The sequence below is a fragment of the Microvirga sp. ACRRW genome, from assembly GCF_022346925.1.
GTDB lineage: Bacteria > Pseudomonadota > Alphaproteobacteria > Rhizobiales > Beijerinckiaceae > Microvirga.
This window is the reverse complement of record NZ_JAKRNJ010000002.1, coordinates 544,122-563,875: the sequence shown is the minus strand read 5'-3', so window position 1 is coordinate 563,875 and position 19,754 is coordinate 544,122. Positions and strand designations below refer to the sequence as shown.

Sequence of the window (19,754 nt, the reverse complement as noted above, 5' to 3'; positions counted from 1 at the left end):
TCCAATCGTGAAAGGCTGATGGTCAGAGCTGACCGAGTTCGACAAGCCCCTCCCCGGTCGCGAGGATCGCACCGGAAGCGAGGCCGATAAAGAGGCCGTGCTCGACGACGCCGGGAATGCTGTTGAGCGTCGAGGCGAGAACGTTGGGTTTGTCGATGCGCCCGAGATGGGCATCGAGAATGAAGTGACCGCCATCGGTGACGTAAGGCGCCCCATCGGCGGCATGGCGCAGGCGCAGCTCGCCCTTCATGCCGAGGCTGTCCAGCAGTTTGACGATGGCCCGCTCTGTGGCCGTGAGGCCGAAAGGAACGACCTCGATGGGCAGAGGAAATTTGCCGAGCTTCGCGACGCGCTTGGACCCGTCGGCGATCACGACCATGCGGGCGCTGGCCGAGGCCACGATCTTCTCGCGCAGCAATGCGCCGCCGCCGCCCTTTACAAGGCGCAGGTCGTTATCGAGCTCGTCGGCGCCGTCGACCGTCAGGTCCAGCTCCGGCATCTCGTCCAGGGTGGCGAGCGGAATGCCCTCGCGCAGCGCCTGCTCGCGCGTCGCCTCGGAGGTCGGCACGCCGACGACCTTCAGGCCGCCGCGCACGCGCTCGCCGATGACGGCCACGAAATGCGCCGCCGTCGAACCGGTGCCGAGGCCGAGCCTCATGCCGTCGGTAACGAGTTCGGCTGCCCTTTCGGCCGCTGCACGCTTGAGATTGTCGCTCACTGAGGACCTCTAAAATTGTCGCCCCGCCTCAAAGGCAGGCCGCAGCCCGCCTCTAGCATGTGGGGATGTTGAAAAGAAAGATGGTTTCATAACGGCCCAGGGCTTTCTGCTCCTGGGCAAGGCTTTTGGGCAAGGCTTTAAGGACGCTGGGGCGAAGCTCCCGTGCCTGAACCGGCGCCTGGTGTCGCAGCTTCAGGGACAATTGTGGACGCCGCGGAAGAGGGCCTCGCCTGCGGCGTGCACACCACCTGCTGGTCGAAAACATAGCAGATGCTCATGTCGCCGGTGCGGAAATTGACCCGGAAAACGCCGCCTTCGCGCTCGTGACGGGAAGCGACGAGCCCGTATTCCCCAGGCTGCTGGGCCCCTGCCCCTTCGCCGGGGCTGTAGCACAGGGTGACGCCGACAGTGCCTTCCTGCAGCCCATATTGGCAGGAGCTGACCTCGCCGGTGACGCGATCGATCCTATAAATACGGTTCAGGTCGGTTTGCGGCGCGGGCACGAAATCGTACGAAGCCGCCAGGGCCGAGCCAGAAATGCCAGCCAGCCCCAAGGCCGTCGACACAAACGCAGCGTAACCAAAAAGCCGCATTCATCACTCCATTACGGTTAAGAACGAATCAACCGGGAGCACCATATCATCCCCTCCGATTGATTCCCTTGATTTGAGCAGAGCAGGTACCCGAGCTTCATGGTCATTCATACCCCGCAAATCGCCCCGCCTATCGCCGTCTTCGATCTCGACGGTACCCTGGCCGACACGGCCGGCGATCTCGTGGGAACGCTCAACGTCATCCTGGAACAGGAAGGCCTCGCGCCCCTGCCTGTCGAAGACGCCCGCGACATGATCGGCGCGGGTGCCCGCGCGCTCATCGAGCGCGGCTTCGAGGCGGCGAGGAAGGAGCTGGCTCCCGCCCATCTCGACAAGCTCTTCACGCAGTTCATGGCCCATTACAGCGAGAACATCTGCATCAGGACAGAGCTTTTCCCCGGCGTGATCGAGGCGCTGGACCGGCTCGAGGATGCGGGGTTCATTCTCGCGGTCTGCACCAACAAGATCGAGGAGCACTCGGTCAGGCTGCTTGACGCCCTCGGGATCAGCCATCGCTTCGCGGCCAATTGCGGGCGCGACACCTTCGCCTATTTCAAGCCGGACCCTCGGCACCTGATCCTGACCATCGCACGGGCGGGCGGCGATCCGTCCAAGGCGGTGATGGTGGGGGATTCACGCACCGATATCGTGACGGCCCAGAATGCCGGCATCCCGTCCATCGCCGTTCCCTTCGGCTACACGGATGTGCCGGTGCAGAGCCTCAACCCGGATATCGTGATCGACCATTTCGACAAGCTCTTCGGAGCTGTCGAGACACTCCTGAAGCCTATGGCGGCTTGAGCACGCAAAGACACCTTGCGCTCGCTCTCGCGAACACAATCGTGTGAAGCTGGACTGTCAGGAAGGAATGGTGGGCGCGACAGGGATTGAACCTGTGACCCTTCGCGTGTGAAGCGAATGCTCTCCCGCTGAGCTACGCGCCCTGACCAGCGCCTTCTAAAGGCGTAGAAGGCCCGGCGTCAAGCCACGAAGTCGAGAACTTCGCCAAGAATTTTCATGAATTGATTATGGCAGCGCGTCCTTAACCGCTCGGTTACGACGTGGCGAAAAGAAGGCGCTTCCATCTAGGATTTTATAGCAAATCCCTGATAAACGTTGGATCCGAAGCGCGACCATTCGCGTTGAGCCATTATCGACCCACCATCAAACTTGTTTACTTCGAGGCAATTATGGGACGCACGCGCGCAACCCTCTCCGGTCTTGCCTGCGCTTTCGTCGCTTTCGCGACCCCGGCTGCGGCATTCACGGCAATCGATCCCCTCACCCGCCAGCCGCTTTACCGGGCTGAAGATGAGGCCTCCAGGGCGCAGGCATCGCCTGTTCCGCGTGAGGTGGTCTCCTTCAACGGCCGCTATGCTCCTGGAACCATCGTGGTCTCCACCAGCGAGCGCCGCCTGTATTACGTGATGGGCGACGGCAAGGCTCTCCGCTACGGCGTCGGCGTGGGCCGCCCGGGCTTCACCTGGGGCGGTTCGAACACCATCACCATGAAGCGTGAATGGCCGGATTGGCGCCCCCCGGCAGAGATGCTCAAACGCCGTCCCGATCTGCCCCGCTACATGAAGGGCGGACTTGATAACCCGCTCGGCGCCCGCGCCATGTATCTCGGCAGCACGATCTACCGCATCCACGGCTCGAACGAGCCCGAGACCATCGGCGAGGCCGTCTCCTCCGGCTGCATCCGCATGACGAACGAGGACGTGATCGACCTTTACAACCGCGCCAAGGTCGGCGCGCGGGTGATCGTTCAGCGCTGAGTGCTTGCGCAGATGAAGATAGAAAAGGCCGGCATCAGCCGGCCTTTTTCATTGGGCTCAACGCCGCCGCTCGCGCGACAGGCCCTTGGCGGCAAGCTCGTCGAGATAGGCCTGCCACTTCTCCCCATACCCGGCCCCGAGTTCGTGGAGATAGTTCCAGCCGTAGATGCCTGTATCGTGCATGTCGTCGAAGACGAGCTTGACCGCGTAATTGCCGACCGGCTCGACGCCGATGATCTCCACGTCCTTCTTGCCCGGCACCGTCTTGCGCTCGGCAGCGCTGTGGCCCTGCACCTCTGCCGAGGGGCTCGTCACACGCAAGTATTCAGCCGGCAGATCGAAGGCCGTGCCGTCGTCGAAGGCAACGCGCAGGCTGCGCCTGTCCTTGGCGAGGCGAAGCTCCGTGGGCCAGCGCTCTGTTGTCATGGATCGGACCTCTTGGGGTTGGGCTTTTGCGGCTTTGTGCTTTGACGAAAACTCTCTACATATAAGGTTTAAAGCAACCCTTCGCGCACAACCATCGAGGACAAGTCCCTGATGCAGGGATCATCGATCCAGTTCCCGACGCCCTCTTCCGGCTCCGCCCTGCTGGACCCCTTCGGGCGTGCCATCACTTACTTGCGCGTCTCGGTGACCGACCGCTGCGATTTCCGCTGCGTCTATTGCATGTCCGAGGACATGTCCTTCCTGCCCAAGCGCGATCTCTTGAGCCTCGAAGAGCTGGACCGCGTCTGCACGGCTTTCATCGACCAGGGCGTGCGCAAGCTGCGCATTACCGGCGGTGAGCCGCTTGTGCGGCGGGACATCATGAGCCTGTTCAGCTCCCTTTCGCGTCATCTTGAGTCCGGCGCGCTCGACGAACTCACCGTCACCACCAACGGTTCGCAGCTCGCGCGCTTCGCGGAAGAACTGGCGGCCTGCGGCGTAAAACGGGTGAACGTGTCCATCGACACCCTCGACCCGGACAAATTCCATCAGATCACCCGCTGGGGCAATCTCTCCAAGGTGCTTCAAGGATTGGACGCCGCGCAGAAGGCAGGCCTGAAGGTCAAGATCAACGCTGTCGCGCTCAAAGGCGTGAACGAGCACGAGATCGAGAGCCTCATGCACTGGGCCCATGGGCGCGGCATGGACCTGACGCTGATCGAGGTGATGCCGTTAGGCGAGATCGACGGGCTGCGCGTCGATCAATATCTCCCCCTCTCGACGGTAAGAGAGCGGCTTGAGACGCGCTATACGCTGCACGATCTTCCCGACCGCACCGGCGGTCCGGCGCGCTACGTGAAGGTCGCGGAAACGGGCGGCAGGCTCGGATTCATCACGCCGCTGACGCACAATTTCTGCGAGAGCTGCAACCGCGTACGCCTGACCTGCACGGGCCAGCTCTTCATGTGTTTAGGACAAGAAGACGCCGCCGATCTGCGCGCGCCTCTGCGCGCCTCGGAAGACAATGCGCTGCTCACGCAGGCCATTGCTGACGCCATCGCTCGTAAGCCCAAGGGGCACGACTTCATCATCGACCGGGATCACGCCCGACCCGCCGTCGGCCGCCACATGAGCATGACGGGAGGTTAAGCCTCGCCGGACTTGAAGCACCAGAATCGTGAGGCTTTCTGTCAATTGACTGTTTAGGCTTTTCACGTGATATCAAAGCACAACAGACAGGCGGAAGAACTGTGAACGCGTTTGCTTTGGGGCGAAACCTCTTATTACTTCCAAGCCTCTTGGCAGGCCTTGCCGCGCCTGTGGCCTTTGCGCAAGAGACGCCACCCGTCCAGAAGCCTGTAATCCGTGTTGCGGTCGAGGGCGCCTATCCGCCCTTCAATCAGATCGATCCGGCCACCAATGAGCTGCAGGGCTTCGAGGTCGATCTTCTGAAACGCCTCTGCGAAGTGATGGAGACATCCTGCGAGCTTGTGCAGCATGAATGGGACGGCATTATCAAAGGCCTGATTAATCGCGAATACGATGCGATCATGTCCTCGCTTGAAATCACCGAGCGCCGCCAGAAGAGGATCGTTTTCTCCGATCCGTATTATCGCATCCCCGCCGTCTTCATCGGATCGAAGGAGACAAAGCTCGGCGAAGTAACGCCGCAAGCGCTCGCGGGCAAGAAGATCGGCACCATCGAACGCAGCGATCACGAAACCTATCTCAGGACCTTCTACCCCAATTCCGAAATCGCGCTCTACGCCAAGGCCGACGAGGCCAGCCTCGACCTGCTCGTCGGGCGGCTCGATGCGGTGTTCGGAGACGAGCTTCTGCTCTCCAAGTTCCTGAAGAGCCGCGAGGGGGAGTGCTGCCACGTGCTGGGCGACGCCCCCGCCGATCCGGCCTATCGCCGCGAGGTCTACGGCATCGGCCTTCGCAAGGAGGACGAGGCTCTGCGCGAGCGCTTCAACCGTGCCATCGCGCAGGTGAAGGCGGACGGCACCTACGACCAGATCCGCGCCAAGTACTTTTCCTTCGATATAAAATAGACCGCGCTATCAAATAGACTCGTTTGACCCCCGCCCTCTCTGTTCCTACAACCGACAGGACAATTCGGGAGCAGACGATGGCGAAGGTCGCTTTTCTGGGTCTAGGCGTGATGGGCTATCCCATGGCGCGGCATCTCGCGGCGAAGGGCCACGAGGTGACGGTCTATAACCGCACGGCTGCGAAGGCCGACAAATGGGTGTCCGAGAATGGCGGCCATGCCGCCAAGACGCCGCGCGAAGCAGCGCAAGGCCAGGAGATAGTGTTCGCCTGCGTGGGCAACGACGACGATCTTCGTCAAGTCACCATGGGCGAGGACGGCGCGTTCCACGGCATGGGCAAGGGCACGATCTTCGTCGATCACACCACCGCCTCGGCGGAAGTGGCGCGTGAGCTTTACGCCGCCGCCAAGGACAAGGGCTTCGCCTTCGTCGACGCGCCCGTTTCCGGCGGTCAGGCCGGCGCCGAGAACGGCGTGCTCACCGTGATGTGCGGCGGCGATGCGGATGCTTACGCCAAGGCCGAACCGGCGATCATGAGCTTCGCGCGGGCCTGCCGCCTCATGGGCGAGACGGGTGCAGGTCAGCTCACCAAGATGATCAACCAGATCTGCATCGCGGGCCTCGTGCAGGGCCTCGCCGAGGGCATCCATTTCGGCAAGCGGGCCGGGCTCGACATCGAGGCAGTGCTCGACGTGATCTCGAAGGGTGCCGCCGGCTCCTGGCAGATGGAGAACCGCGGCAAGACCATGAACCAGGGCAAGTTCGATTTCGGCTTCGCCGTGGACTGGATGCGCAAGGACCTCTCCATTGTCCTGGCCGAAGCGCGCAAGAGCGGCGCAAGCGTGCCGGTGACGGCGCTGGTCGATCAGTTCTATGCCGATGTGCAGAAGATGGGCGGCAACCGCTGGGATACGTCGAGCCTGATCGCACGGCTCGAAAAGTAAGCCTGACGAAGCTTCCAAAATGAAAGCGCCGGAGCTTTTCAGGGCTCCGGCGCTTTTTTCGTTTTACTCCGGTCTGCAAGGACGCCCGGGCAGGCACTGCGGACGCTGATTGGGGGCCTGCGGGGCGACCCTCTGAGGTTGCGGGGCCTGCGGAGCAGGACGGGCCATCGGGGCCATCGGCTGCGGCCTCGCCTGAGGCGGAGGCGACGGCCTGAAGTCCGGCGCGGGACGGGCCTGTGGCGGCATGGGCTGGGGTGCCATGCGTTGGGGCGCCATAGGCTGAGGCGCCATGGGCTGAGGCATGGGCCTCGGCTGCGCAGGCTGCCTGAACTCCGGCGGAGCAATCCTCGGCCTTGCCTCCGGCGGCGGATTCGGCCGCATGGGCTGCACCGCACGCGGTGGCTCGAGCTGTGGCTGACGGGGCTGCGCGGCAGGGCTTGCCGGGCGCGGACGCTCCTCTTCGATGCGCGGACGCTGCGGGCGCGGCATCGCCTGGAAGTTCTCCTCGGGCGGACGCGCACGCGGAGCGGCAGGTCCATCATTGCCGGCAGCGGGCCGTTGCGGGCGCATGCCGGGCGGCGGATCGCGATCCGCTCCGGGCGGCTGGATGCGTGGCGCAACCGGGCGCTCCGCATTCACTCCAGGCCTCTGCGCGCTGGGCGCAGGCGGGAGCGCCTGCGGACGAGCGGCGGGCTGACCATCCGGAGGCGGAAGCCTGACCGGCCCGGGCTCGGGACGGGCGGCTACCGGAGGCTGAGGCCGTGTTCCAGGGGCCGTGACCGGCGGCATGGGACGGTCCGCCCCAGGCCGGGCATCCGGCGCGATCGGGATCGGGCGGCTCGGCAGGCGCGGCTGCTCGGTCCGGGGACCGGGAGCCTGCGGGTTCACCACGGAGGGACGCGCCGGAACCGAGATCGGCACGGGCTGCGCCGTCAGGCCCGGCTGGCGCGGCACGACCGGCGTGGGACGCGGTGCGCGCTGCCATTGCGGCCTGTCTGGGCTGCCAAGAAGCGGATCGCGGACCGGCGGACGGGCCACGGGAATGAACACCGGACCGCGCGGCGTCACGGGCGCGATGGGCTCGTAATACGAACGCGGAGGACGGGCATAGCGCGGCACCGGGAACGGGGCCGGGATCGGCAGCACGCCCACCAGGATCGGCGGCGGAGGCGGCTCGCGGATGATCTCGACAAACTCCACGTCCTCCTCGTAATCCGGCAGCAGATAGATCGGTGGCGGCGGCGGAGGCGGCGCATCGCGGATGATCGTCACGACCTCGACCACCTCGATCCGTTCCACATCCGGCAGCGGAGGCGGCAGGTCCTCATAGACGAACTCGTCGAAGACCGGAGGCGGAGCGATCGGCGCGGACAGGCGCGCGAGCCTGCGGCGGCTGTCGGCTGCGTGGGGGCCGTTGGGATAGCGGCGCAGGTAGGTCCAATAGGCCTCATTCGTGTTGCGGCGAACCGTCTGGCGCCAGACGATGGCCTCGCGACGAGCCGCCAGCAGCGCCGAGACGCGGCGGGAAAGCGGATGGTCGGGATAGCGGCGCAGGAAGGCCTGATAATCCTGGATCGTGTCGCGCTCGACGGCGATGTTGTAAGCCTCCTCGGCGGGCACATCCTCGATGCGGCGCACCTGACGCACCGGAGGCGGAGCGGCGGAGGCTGATTCCGACGGCTCGAAGAACACGAAGGATGCGTTGCCGAGATTGGCCGTGTGCCAGGGCGTCTGCAGGCCCTTCGTGGTCTCGTGCGTGCGCAGGCGAACGCGGTTGAACACCTCGTCCACCGGCACGCCCGGCTGGCGGATCGTCTCCGCGAGAGCAGTGGCGTAATGGCCGTAAGGTCCGGGCGCATCGCCAGTGGTGATGTTCGGAGCCGAGGAGAAAGCGATCAGGAAGCCGGACGGCGGCTCCACGAGGGCAAGGCCACGGGCAATCGGCTCGCTTCCGGCAGGCATCGCGTAATCGCGCGCCATGTCGGCCACGACCATGCGGGTCTTAGCAGGAGTGCGCTCCAGCGAGCGGACCAGATCCGACAGGCGGAAGCCTTCCATCGGCACGTCCACATCGCGCTGGATGCGCGCATCGACGGGCAGAAGATAGTTCTCGCCTTCGAGCTGGATGCCGTAGCCCGAGAGATAGACCATCACGGCTCCGTCGCTCTCGAGAGTCTGGGCCTTATCAAGAAAGTCGCGCACCACGTTGCGCAGATCGTTGGCATTCAGGTCCCGCCCCTGCACGACCTCGAAGCCGGCGCTGGTCAGCGTCTGCGCGATCAGGCCCGCATCGTTGGCGGCGGTCGCAAGCTGGCGGCCCTCATAGGCGCTCTGGCCGATCACCAGCGCGAGGCGCTGCTGGGCGGATGCGGCGGAAACACTCCCCGCGAAAGCCGTCAGAGCGAAGACGGCGAAAACGATAGCACGTTTCAGATGGTACACTTTGCGCGAACCTTTGTTTGCCCGAGAATCGGGCATCTCACGTCAGGGGTAAGGTTATCCAGTTGAATGTCTTGTGAACAAAAGGGGGACGTTCGCCCCTCAGCGCCGTGTCATCGTCAAGTAAACGACGAAGGCGCCGATCCCGAGGGCGAGCAGCATGATGACCATCTCGCGGGTCTCGCCTGTCAGCGTCACGCTCCGGTACATCTCGGACAGGCGAGCGGCGCGCTCGGGATCGCGCGATACGAACAGGCCGATCACGATGCTCAGAGTGGCGAGGATGAGAATCCAGGGAAGGCGACGCATCACTTAAAGCCTTTATATTCCTTCGAAGCGCGGAGCGCGTTTCTCGCGAAAAGCCGTAATACCCTCAATGAAGTCGCGGCTGAAGCCCGCCTCCCGCTGAAGCTTGGCTTCGAGATCGAGTTGTGCCCGCAGATCGTTGGAGAGGCTTTGCGCGAGGGCCTGCTTGGTCAGGCGCTGCGCGAGGCCGGGGCCTGATGCGATCCCGGCTGCGAAAGCCGCCACGTCCACGGGGAAGGATTCGTCATCGAAGACCTTGAAGATCAGCCCCATGCGCTGCGCCTCCTCCGCCGGAACCGGTTCGGCCGTGAGCATGAGGGCGAGCGCCAGCTTGGGACCGACGAGGCGCGGCAGGATCCAGGTGCCACCCGCATCCGGCACGAGGGCGATCTTGGCGAAGGCTTCCTGCAGATAGGCGGAGCGCGCGGCCACGACGATGTCGCAGGCAAGCGCGATGTTCAGGGATGCGCCGACCGCCGGGCCGTTGAGGGCGGCGATGGTGATCTTGGAATATTCAGCGAGCCTGAGAATGAGCGGGTTGTAGTCGCGAGCGAGCGGCGGCCCGAGATCGATGCGGCCCTTCTCGTCCTTCGGCAGGTTCTCGGTGAGGTCCTGGCCGGAGGAGAAGGCCCTGCCCTCGCCGGTCAGCACCACGACGCGGACAGCCTCGTCCTGCTCGCATCTGTCGAGCGTCTCCCGCAGCTCGGCGTGCATGGTGCCGTTCAAGGCATTCAGCTTGTCGGGCCGGGCGAGCGCGATGGTCGCGACAGGCCCCTCGATGGTGCAGCGCAGGGTCGTGAGACTCAATGTCCAAGCTCCTCAATGGTCGCGCTTGAACATAGAGCGGATTTCGGAGCGAAGAACAGGCAAAAGCTCTTCTTCGAACCAGGAATTGGTCTTGAGCCAGCCGTTGTTCCGCCAGGATGGGTGCGGAAGCGGCAGGATGCGCGGTTTTTGCGGGCCTTCGAGAATCTCCCGCCAGCGCCGCACGGTGCTGGTCAGCCCGTCGCGGAAACCGTCGCCGAGATGCCAGGCCTGCGCGTATTGGCCGATGAGGAGAACCAGTTCGAGATCGGGCAACGCCTGAAACAACGGCTGCCGCCACGCCTCCGCGCATTCACGGCGCGGGCCGAGATCGCCGCCCTTCGCATCCTGCCCCGGAAAGCAGGAGCCCATGGGCACGATGGCGACTTTGGAGGCATCGTAGAACTCGGCCTTGTCGAGACCCAACCATTCGCGCAGACGGGTGCCCGAGCGGTCGTCGAACGGGATGCCGCTGGCATGGGCGCGTGTGCCGGGAGCTTGGCTTGCGATGCAAAGGCGCGCGGAAGCGCTGCCCTGGATGATCGGTCGCGGCTCATGCGGCAAGGCCAAGCCGTGGCGCGGCTCGTCGCGGCAGATCCGGCAGGCGCGCAATTGCTGTGCGAGAGCGTCGAAATCGGAGGGAGGATTCATTCACCTCACATGGGAAGTTTTACGCAGGTTCGCGACGCGCCGAGACGTCACACCAAGGCTTATCCGCGAGAGCGCCGCCAATCCTGTGGACGTTCGAACGCACCGGCCCAAAGGCCCGCCCTGCGGCTTTGCGCCTGCATCTCTTGCAGATCGTAATCGCGACCGTAGGAGACGGCCCAACCGTCCTCCACCATGCGCGCGCCGATATCACTACCCTTCACGGTGCAACGGGCAAGAATGCGCTGATAGCGGTCACGGCCAGCCGCGCGGCATTGCACGTTCTCGCCGGACACCATGTCGATAAGCGCGCGCCTCGCCACATCGCCGCAGCGATAGGAGCGACCGGCGCGGAAGCATGTCTGCTCCATCTCAGGCGCGTCGATGCCTTTGATGCGAATCTTCGCATCCCCGATGCGGATCGTGTCACCATCGGTGACCTGCGCGCGGCCCTCCAGGCCTCGCTCATTCGGCTTCAGCACGAGTGCCGATCCACCGGCGAGCGCGAGTGCGATGATGAGGGATTGAATGCCGCTCGCTTTCGAGCGGCGTCGACGCCTTCTCATAGGCGCTCGGAAACCCCGGCCTGACCGAAGGTCGCCATGTCGCGATGAACAGCGGCGGCGGCCTTCACGATGCCCATGGCAAGCGCTGCGCCCGAGCCTTCACCAAGTCGCATGCCGAGCGCGAGAAGCGGAATCTTGCCGAGACGCGCGAGCACATCCTGATGCGCGCCTTCGGCACTGAGATGACCGGCAATGCAATGGTCGATCGTCGAAGGATGGATGGCGTGAAGCACCGCAGCCGCAGCCGTTGCCACATAGCCGTCGATCACCACGGGAATTTTCTGAAGCCGCGCGGCGAGGATCGCACCGGCCATCGCCGCGATCTCGCGACCGCCGAGACGGCGCAGCACTTCGAGCGGGTCTTCGAGATGGTCGCGATGGTGAGCAATCGCGGCTTCCACAGCAGCAACCTTGCGCTTCAGGCCCTCATCGTCCACGCCCGTGCCACGGCCCACCCAATGCTCGGCGGGGCCGCCGAAGAGTGCAGTGTAGATCGCCGCAGCGACGGTGGTGTTGCCGATGCCCATTTCACCAACCGCGAGCAGGTCCGCGCCGCCGGCAATCGCTTCCATACCGAAGGCCATGGTAGCGACGCAGGCCTTCTCGTCCATGGCGTCCGTCTCGGTGATGTCGCCGGTGGGCATGTCGATGGCGAGATCGAACACCTTGAAGCCCAGCCCATAGGCCGCGCAGATCTGGTTGATCGCCGCCCCACCCGCCGCGAAATTTTCGAGCATCTGGCGGTTCACATCAGAGGGAAAGGCCGACACGCCCTTCGCCGTCACCCCATGGCTTCCGGCAAATACGCAGACCAGCGGACGGTCCGCCGTGGGATTGGGCTTGCCCTGCCAGGCGGCGAGCCACTCGGCGATCCATTCGAGGCGCCCCAGGCTGCCGGAGGGCTTCGTGAGCTGCCGGTCCCGCATGCGTACCGCCTCGATGGCCGCCTCGTCCGGACCGGGCATGGTCGTGATCAGGCGGCGGATATCGTCGAAGGGCGAGGCATTGGTCATGGAAAGGCTCCGGCCCAGAGGGCATTGCGGAATCTGAAGAGGCGTGACCTATAGCGGGCGAACCATTCGGGGTGAAGCATGTCCGAGCAAATCGAAACGCCGCAGAGCGCGCCAACCGGCCTCTGGAAGGCCGTGACCGTCGATCTGGCCCACACCATACGCTTCTACTCCCGCCTTCCGGTGCCTGCCCTGCCCTGGGAGCAGAACGCCCATGCGCTGCCGGATTTCCCCCGCTTGGTCCGGGTTCTGCCGGTCGCGGGGCTCATCCTCGGCACCCTTCCGGCCCTCACCCTCGCCTTTTCTCAGGCTCTCTCCCTCGGCCCCTGGCTCTCAGCCACCCTGGCGGTCGCTGTCGCCGCGCTTACGACGGGAGCCTTCCACGAGGACGGCCTTGCCGACACGGCCGACAGCTTCGGCGGCTCGACTCGGGAGCGCCGCCTGGAGATCATGCGCGACAGCCGGATCGGCTCGTTCGGCGCCTCCGCCCTCTTCCTCGCCCTCCTGCTCCGCATCGGTGCGCTGGCGAGCCTGGCCACCGTTGCCGGTTGGCATGTGGGCGTCGTGGCTGTTCTCATCACCGCCTCCCTCTCTCGGACGGTGGGCCTCATGCCTCTCGTCTTCCTTCCGCCCGCCCGCATCGACGGCGCGGCCTATGCGGTAGGACAGCCGTCACGGGAGAGCTTCTGGTTCGCGGCGGGACTGGCGGGGCTGATCGCGATTCTTTTGGGAATGATCGGCAACCTGCCGCCTTCCGGCATTGCCCTTATGATCGTTCTGTCTGGGCTGACGGGCTGGGGCTTCATTCGCCTCTCGCAGAAGCATCTCGGCGGGCAAACGGGCGACATCGCGGGCGCGACGCAGCAGGTGGCGGAAATCGCTGCGCTGATCGGCCTCTTGACCGCGGTTCAAGCGTAACCGACATGTGAAGCATGGCCCGCGTCTCCAGTCCCTGCATCCGCGTCTGCATCCTCGACCCTGAAACGGGCCTCTGCGAAGGCTGCGGCCGCACGCGGGACGAAATCGCGAGCTGGTACCGGATACCGGAGGAAGAGCGCCAGCGCATCATGGCCGAGCTGCCGGAGCGCATGCGCGAAGCTTTCGCCCCTCAGAGTGACAAGGCCGAATGATGCCGGGCATTCGTGGCGCAGGCGGATTGCTTCTGATCGCGGCGCTGGTGATCGCGATGTTCAACGACCGGAATATCGCTGATCTCTCGCCTCTTGAAGCCGCGGGCCTTCTAGGCTTCGGCGGCATCGGCCTGATCCTCGCGGCCTCCATCATCGAAGGTTTCGGCAAGCACTGGACTTATGGTGTGCAGGCGACTGCCGTCAGCGGCGGCGTGCTGATCGCGCTCCTGGTCATGTTCGGCGCGCGCGGTGAATTGCAGGCCGTGATCGACCGCGCCATCGGCGACATCGCGGTGGGCCGTACGGTGGTGACGCCGGAGGGCGAAGTGGTGGCCGCCCGCAAGACGGACGGAAGCTTTCTGCTACAAGGAAAAGTGAACGGCCACGACACGCGCTTCGTTTTCGACACAGGCGCGAGCACCGTGGTGCTGCGCGCGGAAAACGCCGCTGCGCTTGGCTTTAAGCCGGAAGCGCTGAACTATTCCGTGCCCGTCGCGACCGCGAATGGCGGAGCGCTCGCAGCATCCGTCGTGCTGGAGCGCCTGTCCATCGGACCGATCACAGAACACAATGTCAGCGCGCTGATCGCCCGCGAAGGCGTGCTGCATGCGAACCTGCTCGGCATGACGTTTCTGGAACGGCTCGGGTCGTATGAAGTGCGCGGGAACAGGCTGATCTTGCGCGCCAAGGAAGGCGAGTAACCCACGCCGTCATCCCGGACGCAGCGCAGCGAGGATCCGGGATCGTTTCAGAGTAAGCGCCGTTCTCGTCATGCGATCCCGGCTCGGCCTCGCCGTCCGGGATGACGGCTGATTTATTCAGCTGCAGTTTCCAGAGCGCTACCGCGCGACACATGCGCCACTGCATCCCGCAACGTCTGCAAGTTCGCGCCTGGCTTCACCGCTTCGGTCGCCAGATGACGGCGATAGGCGCGTGCGCCGGGGCGGCCCGTGAAGAGACCGAGCATGTGACGGGTGATGCTGCTCAGGCGCTCGCCCTTCTCGAGCTGCGCCGCGATATAGGGCTCATAAGCCTCCACCGCCTCGAAGCCGTCCGTGACGGGCGGCTCCTCGCCGTAAAGCTCGCGATCCACACCGAGCAGAATCTCGGGCTCATGATAGGCGACGCGGCCTAGCATGACGCCGTCCACATGCTTCAAGTGCTCGTGGATCTCAGCCCATGTCTTGATGCCGCCGTTGATGGCGACGGGAAGATCGGGCCGAGCCGATTTCAGGCGATAGACGCGATTGTAGTCGAGCGGCGGAATATCCCGGTTCTCTTTCGGCGAGAGGCCCTGCAGCCACGCCTTGCGGGCATGAACCGTCAGCTCGTCGCAGCCGGCTGCGACCACGCATTCGGTGAGGCGGTTCAACGCCTCTTCCGTATCCTGATCGTCCACGCCGATGCGGCATTTCACCGTGACGGGAAGCGAAACGGCGGCCTTCATGGCGGCCACGCATTCACCGACAAGCACCGGCTCCTGCATCAGGCACGCGCCGAAACGGCCGTTCTGCACCCGGTCCGAGGGGCAGCCCACATTGAGATTGACCTCGTCGTAGCCGAAATCGGCGCAGATCCTCGCCGCTTTGGCGAGCTCCTCCGGGTTCGAACCGCCGAGTTGCACCGCCACCGGATGCTCAGCGTCGCTGAAGCCGAGCAGACGCTCGCGCGGCCCGAAGATGACCGCGCCCGTAGTGACCATCTCCGTATAAAGCCGCGCCCGGCGCGACATGACGCGATGGAACGAGCGGCAATGCCGGTCGGTCCAATCCATCATGGGGGCAACGGTGAAGAACTTCTGGGTCATCTCGAAATAGTTTCTAGGAGAGGTTTCCGGCTGATCGGAGCTTGGAGCAGCCTTTTCCGATATGGTGGTGACAATCTCAAGGAAAATAAGCGGTCGGCGATGTCACAGAGGTTCGCAAGCTCTCTCCGCAACGGCCCAGCTACCCCATTCTGGCCGGATCGAGCCTGTGACCTACCCCTTCGTGAACGGTCACGGTTCTCGAAAGCGTAGTCTTTTCGAAGGGAAGCACCATGTCGATCAACTGGCTTGTCCTGGCCCTAGCCGATGAAGACCTTCAAATCCCAACCTATGGCCTGTACGGCGGCCCCGGCTACTCGGGAGGCGTGCTGCTGAAGCCAGGAGACCAGCCGTCCTTCGCAAAACAACCGATCGACCCGCTGGACGCATTGTTCAGCCGACACGATCAGGCCGTGCTCGACGCAACTTCGCGAGAAGAAGCCCGAGCCGATCTCCAGCTGATCAAAGGCATCATGGCCCTGCCGGACGATGCGGTTTCGAGCGAGGGCGATCTTTATGCCGGGGCCGCAATCCTCGCGATGCTCGGACGCATCATTCACAGCCATCCCGAGTTCCTGATCGGATTCGACGTCGCGAAGGCGGTCGATACGGCCGCCGATCTCATCGAACAAGGGAGTATCCGGCCGGACCCGCAGGAAAGAGCCGCCCTGGTGGCGTGGCTGCAGGAAACGAGCGCGGCCTTGGCCGAGAGAGATCATCCTCTCTCTGATTTCGTGGCCGACAAGATTCTTGATCTGGCCGACAGGCTTGGCGACGGCACGCTGACCTTCGCCCTCGGTGACAATGCCTTCACCTTCCCCGAAGGAGAGGCAAAGGTTCTCCTCATTGAAGCGATTGCCGATGCGATGGAGACGGGAGGCATAGCCGACCTTGTTGCGTCTCACCATCAGGACGCCAACCCACCAATTCTGGAGGCCTTGCATCATAAGCTGAGCCACCATCTCGACTGGGACTTCGCGTTCTAAGCTTGGTTGCAGGCCTGCGCTCGTCACGCAAGCTTCGCGATTTCCGAACAATGTGGGTTGCGCTATAGTCCGATTCCGGCGCGGCCCACGCCTCCCCCCTCCACCGGGAAAGTATCAGCCATACAGGGTTCACTTCATCATCGAACCGACTGTTCGAGCGCCGAGCATAAGGAGGGATTGCGAATACAGCTCGCAATGGGAGGTTTAACGATGACGTTGTCTGCGCCGATTTATCAATTGAAGCGCAAAGCGAAGCTCTTGTCCCGCGAGGGCGGCATTCCGCTGCATGAGGCCCTGGACCGAATTGCTCAACAGGAGGGCTACAGCGCCTGGAGCCTGCTTGCGGCGAGACAATCCGCAATCTCGCCCGCTGGTAAGCTGCTTACGCGATTGCTCCCCGGCGATCTGGTGCTGGTTGCCGCAAGGCCGGGCCAAGGCAAAACCTTGATGAGCCTCGAACTCGCCGTGGAAGCCATGAAATCCGGCAAGCGGGCGGCCTTCTATACGCTGGAATATACCGAGAAGGATGTTCTGGATCGCCTGCGCGCTCTTGGTGTCGAGCCCGCGCAGTTCAACGACCTGTTCGCGCTCGATTGTTCGGACGGCATCAATGCCGGCTACATTATCGAGGAAATGGCGTCAGCGCCTCGCGGCATTCTTATCGTCATCGATTACCTGCAATTGCTGGATCAGAGACGCGAGAATCCGGCATTGGCGGATCAGGTCGGCGCGCTCAGGTCATTCGCCCGCGAGCGCGGCGTGATCATCGTCTTCATCTCGCAGGTCCATCGTTCGTACGATCCGCTGACGAAGCCATATCCTGACGTTCAGGACATCCGGCTGCCGAACCCACTGGACCTCAAGTTGTTCAATAAGCTCTGCTTCCTGAACAACGGCGAGGTTAAGTTTCAGGTGTCGAACTGACATCGTCAGCGTCTCGGGCCGGGATCGTGGAGCTTTCACGGCCTATGGCGTGAGCGCTATTCCTGAATCAGGCTCGAGATTTTCGCATCCAGCACTTCAGCCGCATCTTTCGGCTGGAGCTTTACTTGCAGGCCGCGCTGGCCTCCGTTCATGAAGACCTCGCCGTAAGCAAAGGCGGATTGCTCGATGAGGACCGGCACACGCTTTTTCTGGCCGAAGGGGCTGATGCCGCCCACGTGATACCCGGTCTGGCGCTCCGCGTCCGCTGGCTTCATCATCTGCGCCGCCTTGCCGCCCAATGCTGCGGCGAGCTTCTTCAGGTTCACCTCCTTGTCGGATGGAAGCACTACGCAGGCGGGCTTTCCATCTACCAGCACCATCAGCGTCTTCAGCACCTTGCTGGGGTCCACGCCCATGGCTTCAGCCGCCTGCAGGCCGATGCGCTCCGCATTGGGATCGTAGTCGTAGGTGTGAACCGTGAAGGAGACGCCAGCCTGCTGGAGAGCCTGCGTGGCGCGGGTCGTCTTGGACATGATATATCTATCTTTACTGAAGGTAATCTTCGGAAGATACCCCTGCTCTATAGGCTTAACCGCCTGTTCTTGTCTTCACTACAAGCCTATGGCATGCGCTAACCATGACGACAAAACCCACATACCGTCCTGATGTAGAAGGCTTACGTGCTGTCGCCGTTTTGGCGGTGCTCTTCTACCATGTCGATATTTGGCCTTTCACGGGCGGCTTTGTCGGGGTCGACATCTTTTTTGTCATCAGCGGCTATCTCATTACAAAGATTATTCTTTCAGAGATCGAATCCGGAGCCTTTTCCTTCAGGGAATTCTACGATCGCAGAATGCGAAGGCTTCTTCCCGCGCTGCTTTGCACGGTTGCAGGGACTTATCTGGCGGGCCTCTTCTTATTCTCCATCGAAGATTTCACCCGTTTGTCCGGCTCGACGGTGACGTCCCTTCTTGGCGTTTCCAACTTCTTCTTCTGGAGAGAAGCCGGCTATTTCGATGCCAAGGCCATCTTGAAGCCACTGCTCCACACTTGGTCGCTGGCTGTGGAGTTTCAATTCTATCTGCTGTCGCCTGCCTTTACGGTCGCCCTGTTCCGATGGAGAGGCCGCCCGGCACTCTTGACGGGAACAGTCCTGATCGCGGTCCTGAGCTTCGCGGCATCGCTCTACATGATGCGGAGAAACCCATCCGGAGCATTCTTCCTGACCCCTTTCAGGGTTTATGAATTCGCCATCGGCGCCCTGGTCGCCTTTGCCGAGAGCCGCCGGTCATCGGGGCTCAGGTTGGATGCCATCTACGCCTGCGGGCTGGTTGCCGTTCTATTCAGTGTGTTCGCCTTCGACGAGCGCACGGCATTTCCCAAATATGCTGCGCTCCTTCCCACTATCGGCACGGCGTTGCTGATTTATGCCGGCCCGTCTGCGCGGGGATCGTGGGCCCTGAAGACGAAGCCGATGCAGTTCCTCGGGAGCATCAGCTATTCTTTGTACCTCGTGCACTGGCCCCTCGTCGTCTTCACGCACTACGTCCTGAAACGGGAGCCATCGTCGCTTGAAAAGGTTGCGCTTCTCGTCGCGACATTCATTCTCAGCCTGATCCTTCATCGCTATGTCGAGGTCGCGTTTCGCAGGCCTCGAACGCGACAGAACGCTTCACCGGCTTTATTCAATGCCGTCTGCGCAGGTGCCATTGCTCTGGTCATCGCACCGGCTGCCCATAGCTGGCTCACCGGGGGATGGGTATGGCGCCTGCCGCCAGCTCTTCAGGAGGTCAACAAGGTCGATATCGCCGCATCACGCGATTACGTCTGGTCACGGCACCCCAAGCGACAGGGCGATCACTTTACGACCGGCAAGAAGCGCATTTTTATCGTTGGCGACTCCCAGGCTGCCGATCTCCTCAACATGCTTGTCGAGGCGGGGCAGGACAAAAGCCTGGAAATAGCGTCAGCCGTTGTCTTTCATGAATGCGGAGCGCCTTTCGTGGCGAATGCCGATGAGGACGCATTCTGGAATTCAGAAAACCCCATGACTGCCAGGAACCCCAACCTGAAAGAGCAGTGCAGGAGCCAGATATCGAATGCCCTGAACTCTGCGCTTCTCCGTGAGGCGGATGCCGTTATCCTGTCGATGGTCTGGCTGCCTCAGAACATGAAGCACATCGAGAACGCCATTACAGAAATCAAACAGCGCACAGCAGCCGATGTTTATGTGACCGGCCGCAAGGACATGCTTGCAAGCAGCATCGACATTGCAAACAGCAATGGCAAGCTTGAGGGTTTGGAGGCTTTTGCCTCTCAATTCATGGCGCCGGAGGCTATCGGGATCAACCGAGCCTTAAAGCAAAAGCTCGGCTCTCATTATATCGATCTGATGAGTCTCTTATGCCCTCGAAAAGGCTTCTGTCATGTCCTGACCGACAGCCAGAAGCCTCTGCTCTTCGATATAGGCCACCTTACAAAAGACGGAGCGGCCTTCGTCGGTGCGCGTCTCATTGAGCGAAAGCCCGCATTTCTAACGCAAAAGAAAGCGGAACTCCGTTCCACCGCAGGCGAATAATGCGGCCCCGCAGAAGTTTTACCGGCTAGCGAGCGAAAGGGACACT

22 protein-coding genes and 1 tRNA gene are annotated in these 19,754 nt (G+C 63.0%); 11 read left to right on the top strand and 12 right to left on the bottom strand.

Annotated elements, in window-relative coordinates:
* Positions 1-22: 22 nt before the first annotated feature.
* On the bottom strand, positions 23-718 hold the full coding sequence (gene rpiA / locus MHY87_RS06815) for a ribose-5-phosphate isomerase RpiA (protein ID WP_370644856.1): 696 nt from the start codon (positions 716-718) through the stop codon (positions 23-25).
* A gap of 137 nt (positions 719-855) precedes the next feature.
* Positions 856-1,311, bottom strand: coding sequence for a hypothetical protein (locus MHY87_RS06810; RefSeq protein ID WP_239350587.1), 456 nt, complete (start codon positions 1,309-1,311; stop codon positions 856-858).
* A 99-nt stretch (positions 1,312-1,410) separates the two neighbouring features.
* Here MHY87_RS06810 and MHY87_RS06805 point away from each other — a divergent pair, with 99 nt between their 5' ends.
* Positions 1,411-2,112 (top strand): HAD family hydrolase, encoded by a 702-nt coding sequence (locus tag MHY87_RS06805; protein ID WP_239350586.1) that lies wholly within the window; start codon positions 1,411-1,413, stop codon positions 2,110-2,112.
* A 68-nt stretch (positions 2,113-2,180) separates the two neighbouring features.
* Here the strand turns inward: MHY87_RS06805 and MHY87_RS06800 are convergent.
* Positions 2,181-2,255: transfer RNA gene (locus MHY87_RS06800), tRNA-Val, on the bottom strand.
* A 246-nt stretch (positions 2,256-2,501) separates the two neighbouring features.
* On the opposite strand from MHY87_RS06800, the gene MHY87_RS06795 reads away from it, so the two are divergent.
* Entirely contained in the window at positions 2,502-3,089 is a 588-nt protein-coding gene (locus tag MHY87_RS06795; protein ID WP_239350584.1) for a L,D-transpeptidase, read from the top strand.
* Between the two features lie 57 nt (positions 3,090-3,146).
* Here MHY87_RS06795 and MHY87_RS06790 read toward each other — a convergent pair whose 3' ends face one another.
* A complete protein-coding gene (locus MHY87_RS06790) occupies positions 3,147-3,515 on the bottom strand; it encodes a gamma-butyrobetaine hydroxylase-like domain-containing protein (RefSeq protein WP_239350583.1) in 369 nt (122 codons plus the stop codon).
* A 111-nt stretch (positions 3,516-3,626) separates the two neighbouring features.
* Here MHY87_RS06790 and moaA point away from each other — a divergent pair, with 111 nt between their 5' ends.
* The 3 genes from moaA (at position 3,627) to MHY87_RS06775 (ending at position 6,513) form a co-directional block, all read left to right on the top strand.
* Positions 3,627-4,664, top strand: coding sequence for a GTP 3',8-cyclase MoaA (moaA, locus tag MHY87_RS06785; RefSeq protein ID WP_239350582.1), 1,038 nt, complete (start codon positions 3,627-3,629; stop codon positions 4,662-4,664).
* 170 nt (positions 4,665-4,834) lie between these two features.
* On the top strand, positions 4,835-5,569 hold the full coding sequence (locus tag MHY87_RS06780; protein WP_239350581.1) for a transporter substrate-binding domain-containing protein: 735 nt from the start codon (positions 4,835-4,837) through the stop codon (positions 5,567-5,569).
* 77 nt (positions 5,570-5,646) lie between these two features.
* Positions 5,647-6,513: an NAD(P)-dependent oxidoreductase gene (locus tag MHY87_RS06775; RefSeq protein WP_239350580.1), complete on the top strand. Its 867-nt coding sequence runs from the start codon at positions 5,647-5,649 to the stop codon at positions 6,511-6,513.
* A 63-nt stretch (positions 6,514-6,576) separates the two neighbouring features.
* Here the strand turns inward: MHY87_RS06775 and MHY87_RS06770 are convergent, their stop codons facing one another.
* From MHY87_RS06770 to cobT, 6 genes are all read right to left on the bottom strand, one after another.
* A complete protein-coding gene (locus MHY87_RS06770; protein WP_239350579.1) occupies positions 6,577-8,955 on the bottom strand; it encodes a caspase family protein in 2,379 nt (792 codons plus the stop codon).
* A 99-nt stretch (positions 8,956-9,054) separates the two neighbouring features.
* Positions 9,055-9,261, bottom strand: a complete 207-nt coding sequence (locus MHY87_RS06765) for a hypothetical protein (RefSeq protein WP_239350578.1) — start codon at positions 9,259-9,261, stop codon at positions 9,055-9,057.
* Positions 9,262-9,273: 12 nt separating this feature from the next.
* Complete coding sequence (locus MHY87_RS06760) at positions 9,274-10,065, bottom strand: enoyl-CoA hydratase-related protein (RefSeq protein WP_239350577.1); 792 nt, start codon at positions 10,063-10,065, stop codon at positions 9,274-9,276.
* A gap of 12 nt (positions 10,066-10,077) precedes the next feature.
* Positions 10,078-10,713, bottom strand: a complete 636-nt coding sequence (locus MHY87_RS06755; RefSeq protein WP_239350576.1) for a uracil-DNA glycosylase family protein — start codon at positions 10,711-10,713, stop codon at positions 10,078-10,080.
* Positions 10,714-10,772: 59 nt separating this feature from the next.
* Positions 10,773-11,276, bottom strand: coding sequence for a thermonuclease family protein (locus MHY87_RS06750; RefSeq protein WP_239350574.1), 504 nt, complete (start codon positions 11,274-11,276; stop codon positions 10,773-10,775).
* Positions 11,273-12,289, bottom strand: coding sequence for a nicotinate-nucleotide--dimethylbenzimidazole phosphoribosyltransferase (cobT, locus tag MHY87_RS06745; RefSeq protein ID WP_239350572.1), 1,017 nt, complete (start codon positions 12,287-12,289; stop codon positions 11,273-11,275). The genes MHY87_RS06750 and cobT overlap by 4 nt, the downstream gene beginning before the upstream one ends.
* Positions 12,290-12,367: 78 nt before the next feature.
* Here cobT and MHY87_RS06740 point away from each other — a divergent pair, with 78 nt between their 5' ends.
* The 3 genes from MHY87_RS06740 to MHY87_RS06730 are packed head-to-tail and all read left to right on the top strand — an operon-like array spanning position 12,368 to position 14,117.
* Positions 12,368-13,204 carry an adenosylcobinamide-GDP ribazoletransferase gene (locus MHY87_RS06740; RefSeq protein WP_239350570.1) on the top strand — a complete coding sequence of 279 codons (837 nt, stop codon included), beginning with the start codon at positions 12,368-12,370 and terminating at the stop codon, positions 13,202-13,204.
* A 14-nt stretch (positions 13,205-13,218) separates the two neighbouring features.
* Complete coding sequence (locus MHY87_RS06735; protein WP_239350568.1) at positions 13,219-13,416, top strand: DUF1289 domain-containing protein; 198 nt, start codon at positions 13,219-13,221, stop codon at positions 13,414-13,416.
* Positions 13,413-14,117 carry a TIGR02281 family clan AA aspartic protease gene (locus MHY87_RS06730; RefSeq protein WP_239350566.1) on the top strand — a complete coding sequence of 235 codons (705 nt, stop codon included), beginning with the start codon at positions 13,413-13,415 and terminating at the stop codon, positions 14,115-14,117. Before MHY87_RS06735 ends, MHY87_RS06730 begins: the two co-directional genes overlap by 4 nt.
* Before the next feature lie 113 nt (positions 14,118-14,230).
* Here the strand turns inward: MHY87_RS06730 and dusA are convergent, their stop codons facing one another.
* Positions 14,231-15,223, bottom strand: a complete 993-nt coding sequence (dusA, locus tag MHY87_RS06725) for a tRNA dihydrouridine(20/20a) synthase DusA (RefSeq protein ID WP_239350564.1) — start codon at positions 15,221-15,223, stop codon at positions 14,231-14,233.
* Between the two features lie 230 nt (positions 15,224-15,453).
* Here dusA and MHY87_RS06720 point away from each other — a divergent pair, with 230 nt between their 5' ends.
* Both MHY87_RS06720 and MHY87_RS06715 read left to right on the top strand, forming a co-directional pair.
* The gene (locus MHY87_RS06720) at positions 15,454-16,206 is read left to right on the top strand and encodes a hypothetical protein (protein ID WP_239350562.1); all 753 of its coding nucleotides are present in this window, start codon (positions 15,454-15,456) and stop codon (positions 16,204-16,206) included.
* A 210-nt stretch (positions 16,207-16,416) separates the two neighbouring features.
* Positions 16,417-17,130, top strand: coding sequence for a DNA helicase (locus MHY87_RS06715; RefSeq protein ID WP_239350561.1), 714 nt, complete (start codon positions 16,417-16,419; stop codon positions 17,128-17,130).
* A 56-nt stretch (positions 17,131-17,186) separates the two neighbouring features.
* Here the strand turns inward: MHY87_RS06715 and ybaK are convergent, their stop codons facing one another.
* A complete protein-coding gene (gene ybaK, locus MHY87_RS06710) occupies positions 17,187-17,663 on the bottom strand; it encodes a Cys-tRNA(Pro) deacylase (RefSeq protein ID WP_239350560.1) in 477 nt (158 codons plus the stop codon).
* A 104-nt stretch (positions 17,664-17,767) separates the two neighbouring features.
* Here ybaK and MHY87_RS06705 point away from each other — a divergent pair, with 104 nt between their 5' ends.
* Positions 17,768-19,708 (top strand): acyltransferase family protein, encoded by a 1,941-nt coding sequence (locus MHY87_RS06705; protein ID WP_239350559.1) that lies wholly within the window; start codon positions 17,768-17,770, stop codon positions 19,706-19,708.
* Positions 19,709-19,754: the final 46 nt, after the last annotated feature.